The organism is Streptomyces akebiae, from assembly GCF_019599145.1.
Taxonomy (GTDB): domain Bacteria; phylum Actinomycetota; class Actinomycetes; order Streptomycetales; family Streptomycetaceae; genus Streptomyces; species Streptomyces akebiae.
The window spans coordinates 193944-204647 of sequence record NZ_CP080648.1 but is presented as its reverse complement, the minus strand read 5'-3'; the positions used below and the strand labels follow the sequence as shown (position 1 = coordinate 204647).

General features: G+C 74.0%; 1 protein-coding gene. It reads right to left on the bottom strand.

Annotated features, from left to right (window positions below):
* Positions 1-10704 carry a type I polyketide synthase gene (locus K1J60_RS45045; RefSeq protein WP_220652066.1) on the bottom strand — a complete coding sequence of 3568 codons (10704 nt, stop codon included), beginning with the start codon at positions 10702-10704 and terminating at the stop codon, positions 1-3.

The following is a 10704-nucleotide window of genomic DNA, read 5'->3' as shown; positions in this document are numbered from 1 at the left end:
TCAGACTCCTCTTTCGTTGTCGATGAAGGCGAAGAGTTCCTCGTCTCCTGCCGCGTCGAAGTCCGCGGCGGTGCCGACCGCACCCGTGTCGTCCCCGGCGTCGTACCGGGCGAGCAGCGCATGCAGCCGCGCGACCACGCGCGCCCGGGTCTCGTCCTCCGGGCCGATGCCGGAGAGGGCACTGTCGAGCCGGTCGATGTCGGCCAGGAGCGCGGCGGGGCTGGCTCCGGTGTCGTCGATGGCCAGGTGCTCCAGCAGGTGGTCCGCGAGACGCGCGGCGTTCGGGTGGTCGAAGATCAGCGTGGTGGGCAGTCGCAGCCCGGTGGCGGTGTTGAGCCGGTTACGGATCTCGACCGCGGTGAGGGAGCTGAACCCCAGGTCGGTGAAGCCCTGTTCGGGCTCCACGGCCTCGGCCGAGGTGTGCCCGAGCACCGTGGCGGCGTGGCCGCGTACGAGGTCGAGCACGGCCTGCCGCCGCTCGGAGGGGTCGAGGGCTGCCAGGCGGGTGGTGAACGACGCGGCGTCCTCCCCCGCCTCGGCCGCTCGCCGCGCGGGCTGCGGGACGAGGTTGTACAGCAGCGGCGGCACCGGGACGCTGCCCGCGCGTGCCCGTAGCGTCGCCAGGTCCAGGCGGGCCGCCACGAGGTGGGGCCGACCGGAGGTGAGGGCGGCGTCGAGCAGGGCGACGCCGTCCGCGTCGGAGAGGGCCGTGCCGTCTCCGGTCGCGCGCCCGCGCACGTCGTCCGAGAGGTGACCGGTCATGCCGGTGGCCGTGGCCCACATGCCCCAGCCGATGGAGAGGGCGGTGCGGCCCTGTGCGCGGAGGCGGGCGGCGAGGGCGTCCAGCACCGCGTTGGCGGCGGCGTAGTTGGCCTGGCCGGCGGCGCCGAAGGTGCCGGAGGCGGAGGAGAAGAACACGAACGTCTCGGCCTCGACCAGTTCGGCCAGGTGGAGCGCCGCGTCCGCCTTGGGGCGCAGCACCGTCGCGAGGCGCTCGGGCGTCATCGAGGTGAGGACACCGTCGTCGAGGACGCCCGCCGCGTGCACGACGGTCCCGATCCGGCGGCCGGCGAGCACCTGCGCGAGCCGGTCCCGGTCGGCGGTGTCGCAGGCCACGATCTCCGCCCGGGCTCCGAGCGCGGCGAGGTCGTCGGTGAGGGCGGCGGCCCCGGGCGCCTGCGGGCCGGAACGGCTGAGCAGGAGCAGTTCGGTGACGCCGTGCGTGGCCGCGAGGTGCCGGGCCACCAGGGCGCCGAGACCGCCGGTCCCGCCGGTGATCAGCACGGTCCCGGACGGCAGTGCGGGCGACGCGGGCGCGTCGGCGGACCCGGCGCGCACGAGGCGCGGCACGTGCGGGGTGCCCTTGCGGAGGGCGGTCTCCGGCTCGCCGGGGAGGAGCGCTTCGGTCAGTCCGCCGAGGCTGCCGTCGGAGTCGAGCGTCGCGAAGCGGCCGGGGTGCTCGGAGTGCGCCGTGCGCAGCAGTCCCCTGGCGGCCGCGCCGGGCAGGTCGGTGATGTCCTCACCGGGGTGGACGGCGACGGCTCCCGAGGTGAGCAGGACGATGCGCGAGCCGTCGAAACGCTGGTCCGCGAGGAGGGCCTGCGCGGCGGCGAGCACCCCGGTGACCCGGTCGTGCACGTTCTCGGGCGTTCCGGCGGTTCCGGCCGGCCCGGAGAGCAGGACGATCTCGGGCACGGTCATGCCCGCGTCGACGGACTCGGTCAGTGCGGCCGTGTCGGCGTGCCACTCGACGGCGTAGGTCTCTTCCGCCAACTGGTCGGCGGCGCCCAGGGCGTCGGCGCCGACCACCGCCCACGAGACGGGGATCGGACCAGCCGCGGCAGGCGTCCATTCGACCGCGAACAGCGCGTCGCGCGGTCCCTGCGCGGAGGCCAGCTGCGCGGCGGAGACCGGACGGAACTCCAGCGTCTCCACCTGGACGACGGGTGCGCCCGAGGTGTCCGTGGCCTCCAGGCGAAGGGCGTCCCGCGCGGCGGAACGGCTGATCCGGACCCGCAGTTCGGTGGCGCCCGCGGCGTGCACGGTGACGCCCTGCCATGCGAACGGCACCCGCACCTGGCCGGTGTCGGGGAACAGGCGGCCGGCCCCGGCGGCGTGCAGGGCCGCGTCGAACAGCGCGGGGTGCAGGCCGAAGCCGGCGCTGTCGGTGCGGGCTTCCTGGGGAAGCACGATCTCGGCGAAGACCTCGTCGGCCCGCCGCCAGACGGCGCGCAGGCCTTGGAAGGCCGGCCCGTATCCGTAGCCGCCTTCGGCCACGGCCGCGTAGAACCCTGCCGGGTCGACTGGTTCGGCGTCCCGGGGCGGCCACGGGACCGGCTCCGGGGCGGACCCTGCGGGAGTGGCCCGCAGGGTGCCGGTGGCGTGCCGGGTCCAGACGCCCTCGTCGCCCTCCGCGCGGGAGTAGACGGTGACGGCACGGCCGTCGTCGGCGGAGGTGCCGTCACCGACGGCGACCTGGACGACGACCGCCCCGTCCCCGGGCAGGGTGAGCGGTACCTCCAGGGTCAGTTCGTCCAGGTGCGGGAAGCCCGCCGACTCCCCGGCTCGCAGGGCGAGTTCGACGAGGGCGGTGCCGGGCAGCAGGACCGTGCCGAGCAGGACGTGGTCGGCGATCCACGGGTGGGTGCCGGCGGCGATCCGCCCCGTGAGCAGGACGCCGTCGCTGCCGGCCATGGGCACCGACGCGCCGAGCATCGGGTGATCGGCGCGGCCGAGGCCCACGGCGGAGACGTCGGTGGGCAGCGGCCGCTTCTCGGGCCAGAAACGTTCCCGCTGGAAGGCGTAGGTGGGCAGGTCGACCGCACGGCCCGTACGGTCCTCCAGGACGGTGGTCCAGTCGACGGGGACACCGGCCACGTGGGCTTCGGCGAGCGCGGTCAGCCAGCGCGTCGCATCACCACGGTCGCGGTGGAGAGTGGCCAGCGTGACACCCGGATGACCGGACGCCTCCAACGACTGCTCGATACCAGGAGTCAGCACGGGATGCGGACTGGACTCCAGGAACACCGACCGGCCATCAGCCAGCAACGCGGCCGTCGCCTCGTCGAACCGCACCAACGACCGCAAGCTCTCATACCAATAGCCCGCATCCATCACCGCCGTATCGATACGCCCACCGGTCACCGACGAATACAACGGAACGGTGGAGGACACCGGCTTCACCGGAGCCAGATCGGCGAGGATCCGCTCCCGCAACTCCTCCACCTGCACCGAATGCGACGCGTAGTCCACCGGCACCCGACGCGCCCGAACCCCACGCCCCTCACACAAAACCATCAAAGCATCGAGCGCATCCGGTTCACCCGACACCACCGTCGAACCCGGACCGTTGACCGCGGCCACCGAGACCCGGCCCCCAAAACCCGCCACCAGCTCCCCGGCCACCTCCGGACCGGCCGCCAGCGACACCATCCCACCCCGGCCCGCCAACACCCGCAGCGCACGCGAACGCAACGCCACCACACGAGCACCGTCCACCACCGACAGACCACCAGCCACCACCGCAGCCGCGATCTCACCCTGCGAATGCCCCACCACCGCCGACGGCACCACACCACACGAACGCCACAACCGCGCCAGCGACACCATCAACGCCCACAGAACCGGCTGGACCACATCCACCCGACCCCACAACACCTCGTCCCCGCTCTCCAACACCTCCCACAACGACCAGTCCACATGCGGCTCCAACGCCACCGCACACTCCTCAAGACCCTCCCGGAACACCGACGACCAGCCCGCCAGCTCCCGACCCATCCCCAACCACTGCGACCCCTGCCCCGGAAACACCAACACCGGAGCACCACCGGAACGCGCGACACCCCGCACCACACCCGCATGCGACACATCCCGCGCCAACGCCCGCAGAGCCCCGGCACGGTCCTCCCCCAACACCACCGCCCGATGCTCCAGCACCGCACGACCGGTGACCAGCCGCCAGGCGACGTCGGAGGGATCCGCCTCGGACGTCAGCCCGGCGAGCCGTGCCGCGGCCGTCTGGAGCGCTCCCGCGCTCTTGCCGGCGAGCAGCCAGGGCGCGGGGGCCGACAGGGGCTCGGTCTCCACCGCGGGGGCGGCAGGCACCTCGTCGGCGTCGGGCTCGGGCGGGGCCTCCAGGATCACGTGCGCGTTCGTACCGCTCACACCGAACGACGACACACCCGCGCGGCGCGGCCGGTCCGTCTCCGGCCACTGACGCGCCTCCGTCAACAGCTCGACAGCCCCCGCCTCCCAGTCGACATGCGGCGTCGGCTCGGCCACGTGCAGGGTGGCCGGCAACACTCCATGACGCATCGCCTCCACCATCTTGATCACACCACCGACACCCGCAGCCGCCTGCGTATGACCGATGTTCGACTTCAACGACCCCAGATACAGGGGCTCCACGCGGTCCTGCCCGTACGTCGCGAGCAGCGCCTGCGCCTCGATCGGGTCACCCAGCGTCGTACCGGTGCCGTGCGCCTCCACCACATCCACATCGGCCGCAGTGAGCCGCGCGGCATCCAACGCGGCACGGATCACCCGCTCCTGGGAGGGGCCGTTCGGCGCGGTCAGGCCGTTCGACGCACCGTCCTGGTTCACCGCCGAACCCCGCACCACGGCCAGCACCTCATGGCCACGCTCCAGAGCATCCGACAGCCGCTCCACCAGCAGCACACCCACACCCTCGCCCCAGCCCGTGCCGTCGGCGTCCGCCGAGAACGTCTTGCAGCGGCCGTTGGAGGAGAGTGCGCCCTGCGTGCTGAAGTCGATGAAGACGGCGGGGGTGGAGAGCACGGTGACGCCGCCCGCCAGTGCCATGTCGCACTCGCCCGCGCGCAGCGCCTGGCAGGCCAGGTGGAGCGTGACCAGAGAGGACGAGCACGCGGTGTCCACCGTCATGGCCGGGCCCTCGAGCCCGAAGGTGTAGGAGACACGGCCGGCCAGCACGCTGCCGGAGGTACCGGTGCCGAGGTAGCCCTCGACGCCCTCGGGCAGCACGGTCATGGTCGAGCCGTAGTCGTGGTACATGAGTCCGGCGAAGACGCCGGTGCGGCTGCCGCGTTGCGAGGTCGGGTCGATGCCCGCCCGTTCGAAGACCTCCCAGGAGGCCTCGAGGAGCAGGCGCTGCTGCGGGTCCATCGCGAGCGCCTCGCGCGGCGAGATGTTGAAGAGCGCGGGGTCGAAGCGGTCGGCGTCGCGGACGAAGCCGCCTTCGAGGACGTACGACTTGCCCGACGCGTCGGGGGTGGGGTCGTAGAGGTTCCCGATGTCCCAGCCGCGGTTGTCCGGGAACGGGCCGATCGCGTCGGAGCCCTCGGTCACCAGCCGCCACAGGTCCTCGGGGCTGTTCACCCCGCCGGGGTAACGGCAGCTCATCGCGACGATCGCGATGGGTTCGTCGTTGCCGGCGGCCGTTCGGGGGGCGCGGCCGGCCGACGTGGGGGCCTTGCCCTCCTCGCCGATCAGGCGGGACAGCAGGTGCGCCGTCAGCGCCTGCGGGGAGGGGTGGTCGAAGACCAGGGTCGCGGGCAGCCGCAGGCCGGTCACGGCGCCGAGGCGGTTGCGCAGTTCGACGGCGGTCAGCGAGTCGAAGCCCAGGTCCTTGAACGTGCTGTGGTCCTGCACCGGGTCGGTGGCGGCGTACCCCAGCACTCCGGCGGCTTCCGACCGCACCAGTTCGGCGAGGAACTCGGTGCGCTCGAGCTCGCCGAGCGCGGCGAGACGCTCGCCCAGCGGGGAGGCGGCGCCGGGTACGGCACGCGTCGCCGCCGCGGGCCGGGTGGAGCGGGTGACCAGGCCGCGCAGCAGCGGGGGCGCCTGGCCGGCGGGGTCGCCGTCCAGGGCCTTCCGGAGTTCGGGGAGGTTCAGGTGGAGGGCGACCAGGTGCGGGGTGTCACCCGTGTGGGCGGCGTCCAGGATCGTCAGCGCCTCGGCCGTGGTGAGTGGCCCGCCCGCGCGGTTGATCCGGGCCCGGCCCGTCTCGTCCAGCCCGGCGGAGATGCCGGAGGTCTCCTCCCACAGTCCCCAGCCGACGGAGACGGCGCCCGGCCTGCGCTGGGCGAGGGCGTCGAGCACCGCGTTGGCCGCCGCGTACCCGGCCTGGCCGGCCGAGCCGAACGTCGCCGAGGCGGAGGAGAACAGCACGAAGAGCGGAACGTCTCCGACCAGCGCGTCCAAGTGCAGCGCGGAGGCCGCTTTGGCGTCCAGCACCGCGTCGATCCGCTCCGGGGTGAGGCCGGTGACCACGCCGTCGTCCACGATCCCGGCGGCGTGCACCACTCCGGTCAGCGGGCGGTCCTCGGGCACGGTGGCGAGCATCGCGGCCAGCGCTTCGCGGTCGGCCACGTCGCAGGCGACGGCCCGTGCGTGGGCGCCCAGTTCGGCCAGTTCGGCGATCAGTTCGTCGGTCCCGGGGGCTGCGGGGCCGCGCCGGCTCACCAGCAGCAGCTCGCGGACGCCGTACTCGGCGGCGAGGTGCCGGGCCACCCGGGCACCCAGGACACCGGTGCCGCCGGTGACGAGTACGGTTCCGTGGGCCACCGGCTCCTTGGAGTCGGCGCCCGGCGCGGAGGCGGCGACGCGGGCGAGGCGCGGGGCGTGCCACCGGCCGTCCCGCAGCGCGAGCTGCGGCTCGTCGGTGTCGGCCGGTCCCGTACCGGGTACGTCGCCGTCCGCGGGGTCCAGGTCGAGCAGGACGAAGCGGCCGGGGTGTTCGGTCTGCGCGCTGCGGATCAGGCCCCACACGGCGGCCACGGCCGGATCTACCGGGGCCGGGCCGACGGGCATGGCGCCCCGGGTGAGCAGGACGAGCGTGGAGTCGGTGAAACGCCCGTCGGCGAGCCAGGTCCGTACGCAGTCCAGGGCGCGGTGCGCGGCGGCGCGGACCCGGGCGGGCTCGTCGGCGTCGGACACCGGACCGGCGTGGACGGCCACCAGCGCGGGGACCTCCGGCAGGGCCGCCAGGTCGGCGAGTTCGGCCGGTCCGGCGACGACCGTCCAGGGGCGGGCGCCCTCCCGGCCGTCCGTCGTGGGCAGCGCGGTCCACTGGACGCGGAAGAGCGTGTCGGGTATCACGGCGGCGGCGCCCGTGGTCCCGGCGGGTCGCAGGACCAGGGACGCGACGGAGGCGACCGGTCGGCCCTCCGGGTCGGCGAGGTCGAGGGAGACGGCGTCGGTGCCCGCCGGGGCAAGGCGTACGCGCAGAGCGGTCGCGCCGGTCGCGTACAGGGTGACGCCGGACCAGCTGAACGGCAGCCGTACGGAAGGCTCACCCTGCGCCGGAGCGCTCTGCGCCGGGTCGTACAGTGCCGCTCCGTGCAGGGCGGCGTCGAAGAGTGCCGGGTGCAGGCCGAAGCCGCCGGGCTCAGGGGCGCCCGCGCCGCCGACCGAGGGCAGCGCCACTTCGGCGTACACCGCTCCGTCGGCGCCGCGCCACGCGGCCTGCAGGCCCTGGAAGAACGGCCCGTACTGGAGGCCCGCGTCCGCGGCGGTGGCATAGAAGTCGCCCAGGTCCACCGGCGCCGCGTCCTGCGGCGGCCACGGGGCGAGCGGGGTGCCGGCGGTGGCAGAAGGGGCGGCCGAGAGGATGCCGCTCGCGTGCCGTACCCAGTCGCCGGCCGGTTCCACGGCTGCGGTCAGGTCGTCGGCGTGGGAGTAGAGCGCGATCTCCCGGGAGCCGTCCGCGAGCGGCGCTCCCACCTCGGCGTGGATGCGGACGCCGCCCCGCTCGGGCAGCACCAGCGGCGTGTCGAGGGTGAGTTCGTCCACGACGGGGCACCCCACCTGCTCGCCCGCGTGCAGGGCCAGCTCGAGGAGCGCGGTGCCCGGGACGAGGACCGTGTCGGCGACCCGATGGTCGGCGAGCCAGGGGTGGGTGGCCCGGGAGAGCCGCCCGGTGAACACCAGACCGCCGCCGCCGGCCACCGTGACCACCGCACCGAGCAGCGGGTGATGCGTGCCGCGCAGCCCCACGGCTCCGAGCGCGGCCGCACCGCCGAGGGCCGGCCAGTAGCGCTGCCGCTGGAAGGCGTATGTGGGCAGGTCGATGCGCCGGGGGGTCCAGGGTGCGTACACGGCGGCCCAGTCGGGCGTGGCGCCGGCGGTGTGCACGTGGGCCAGGGCGGTGAGCACGGACTCGGTGTCGTCCCGGTCACGACGCAGCAGGGGGACGGCGGGCGTGCTGTCGTGCAGGTACGGAACGAGCGCGGACAGCACCCCGTCCGGCCCGAGTTCGAGGAAGACCCGCACGTCGGTGAGAGGGGCGACCGCGTCCGCGAAGCGGACGGGCTCACGGATCTGGCCGACCCAGTAATCCGGGGTCGCCAGGTCTCCGGGCGCCGTGGCGACGACCGGGACCGTCGGGGCGTGGTACGTCAACGATTCCGCGACGGTCGCGAACTCGTCGAGCATCGGCTCCATCAGATGCGAGTGGAACGCGTGGGAGACGGTGAGCCGCTTGACGCGTACGTTCTCTGCCCGGAGCCGCTCCTCCAGCGCGCCGATCGCGTCGGCGTCACCGGAAACCGTCACCGACATGGGCCCGTTCACGGCCGCCAGGTCCACGCCCTCGGGCAGCTCCAGCCCGTCCTCGGCCGTCTCCACGGCCAGCATCGCACCGCCCGACGGCAGCGCGTCCATCAAACGACCACGCGCCGAGACGAGAGCACACGCGTCGTCCAGGGACAGCACTCCGGCGCAGTGCGCGGCGGCCAGCTCGCCGATCGAATGACCCACCAGCACGTCCGGGGTCACACCCCAGGACTCCACCAGCCGGAAGAGCGCCACCTCGACCGCGAACAGCGCAGGCTGCGTGTAGACCGTCCGGTCCAACAGCTCCGCATCCTCCCCGAACACCACCTCGCGCAAAGGCAGTTCGAGGTCCACCCGCGCACACACCGCGTCGAAAGCGTCGGCGAACACCGGGAACGCCTCGTACAGCTCGCGCGCCATGCCGACGTACTGCGCACCCTGACCCGAGAACAGAAAGGCGGTCAGCCCCGGCCGCACGGCTCCGGTGAGGACACCGGGACCGGCCGTGCCCTCCTCGACGGAGCGCAGGCCGGCCTGGATGTCCTCCGGGTTCGAGGCGAGGACGACACCGCGGTGCTCGTGGGACTGACGGGTCGCGCCGAGAGAGTAGGCGAGATCGACGAGTTCGACGGGGGCGGCGGAGTTCTCCCGCGCTTCGTCCAGGAAGCCGCGCAGCTGCGCCGCTTGCGCGGACAGGGCCTGCGCGGTGCGCCCGGAGACCGGCACGGGCACCACGCCGGGGCCGGTGCGGCGCACGGTGGCCGGCGCCGTCGCGGCGGGGGGCGCCTCCTCCAGGATCACGTGGGCGTTGGTGCCGCTGATGCCGAAGGACGAGACGGCCGCCCGGCGCGGGCGCTCGCCCGGCTCCCAGGGGCGCTGTGCGGTGAGGAGTTCGATGTTGCCGGAGGACCAGTCCACGTGCGGGGTGGGCACGTCGGCGTGGAGCGTACGGGGCAGCATGCCGTGCCCCAGCGCCAGCACCATCTTGATGACGCTGGCGACTCCGGCGGCGGACTGGGTGTGCCCGATGTTGGACTTCAGCGAGCCGAGCCAGAGCGGCTGCGCGCGGTCGCGGCCGTACGTCGCCAGCAGCGCCTGTGCCTCGATCGGGTCGCCCAGCGCGGTGCCGGTGCCGTGCGCCTCGACCACGTCTATCTGGTCGGGGGTCAGGCGCGCGTTGGCGAGGGCGGCGCGGATGACGCGCTCCTGGGCGGGACCGCTGGGGGCGGTGAGACCGTTGGAGGCGCCGTCCTGGTTGACGGCGGAGCCACGGACCACGGCGAGCACCGGGTGACCGGCGGCCCGCGCGTCGGCGAGCTTCTCCACGAGGATCATCGCGACGCCCTCGGCCATGCCCATGCCGTCGGCGTCGGCGGAGAACGCCTTGCAGCGGCCGTCGGAGGCCAGGCCGCTCTGGCGGCTGAACTCGTGGAAGCCGACCGGGTGCGGCATGACGGTGACGCCACCGACGAAGGCGAGGGAGCAGTCGCCGTTGCGGATCGCCTGCATGGCCAGGTGCAGGGCGCTCAGCGACGAGGAGCACGCGGTGTCCACGCTGACCGCGGGACCCTCCAGGCCCATCGTGTAGGCGATGCGGCCGGAGAGTACGGACGTGGCGGCGCCGGTGAGCTGGTAGCCCTCGGTGCCGGCCAGGCCCGCCTGCATGCCGTTGCCGTAACCCTGCCCGTTCGTGCCGACGAAGACGCCGGTGCGGCTGCCGCGCAGCGTGCCGGGGTGGATGCCCGCCCGCTCCATCGTCTCCCAGGCCGCCTCCAGGATCAGCCGCTGCTGCGGGTCCATGGCCAGCGCCTCGCGCGGGTTGATGCCGAAGAACGCGGGGTCGAACATGCTCGCTTCGTGGAGGAAGCCGCCCTGGGAGGCCGTGGCGTCGGCGACGCCGTCGGCCGCCGCCAGTGGCGTGTCGTCCCAGCCCCGGTCGTCGGGGAAGGGCGTGACGCCGTCCCCGCCCGCGGCGAGCAGCCGCCACAGGTCGTCGGGCGAGCGCACGCCGCCGGGGAGGGTGCAGGCCATCGCCACGACGGCCATGGGCTCCGGGTCCCGGGTGCCGACCTCGCGCAACTGCCTGCGGGTGTCGTGCAGTTCGGCGATCACCCGGCCCAGGTAGTCGCGGAGTTTGCGCTCGGTGGGGCTCGTGGCGGCTTCGTCGGTCAT

What these genes read in the sequence shown, in the direction of transcription:
- K1J60_RS45045 (WP_220652066.1), bottom strand. Translation starts at nt 10,704, where the DNA reads ATGACCGACGAAGCCGCCACGAGCCCCACCGAGCGCAAACTCCGCGAC.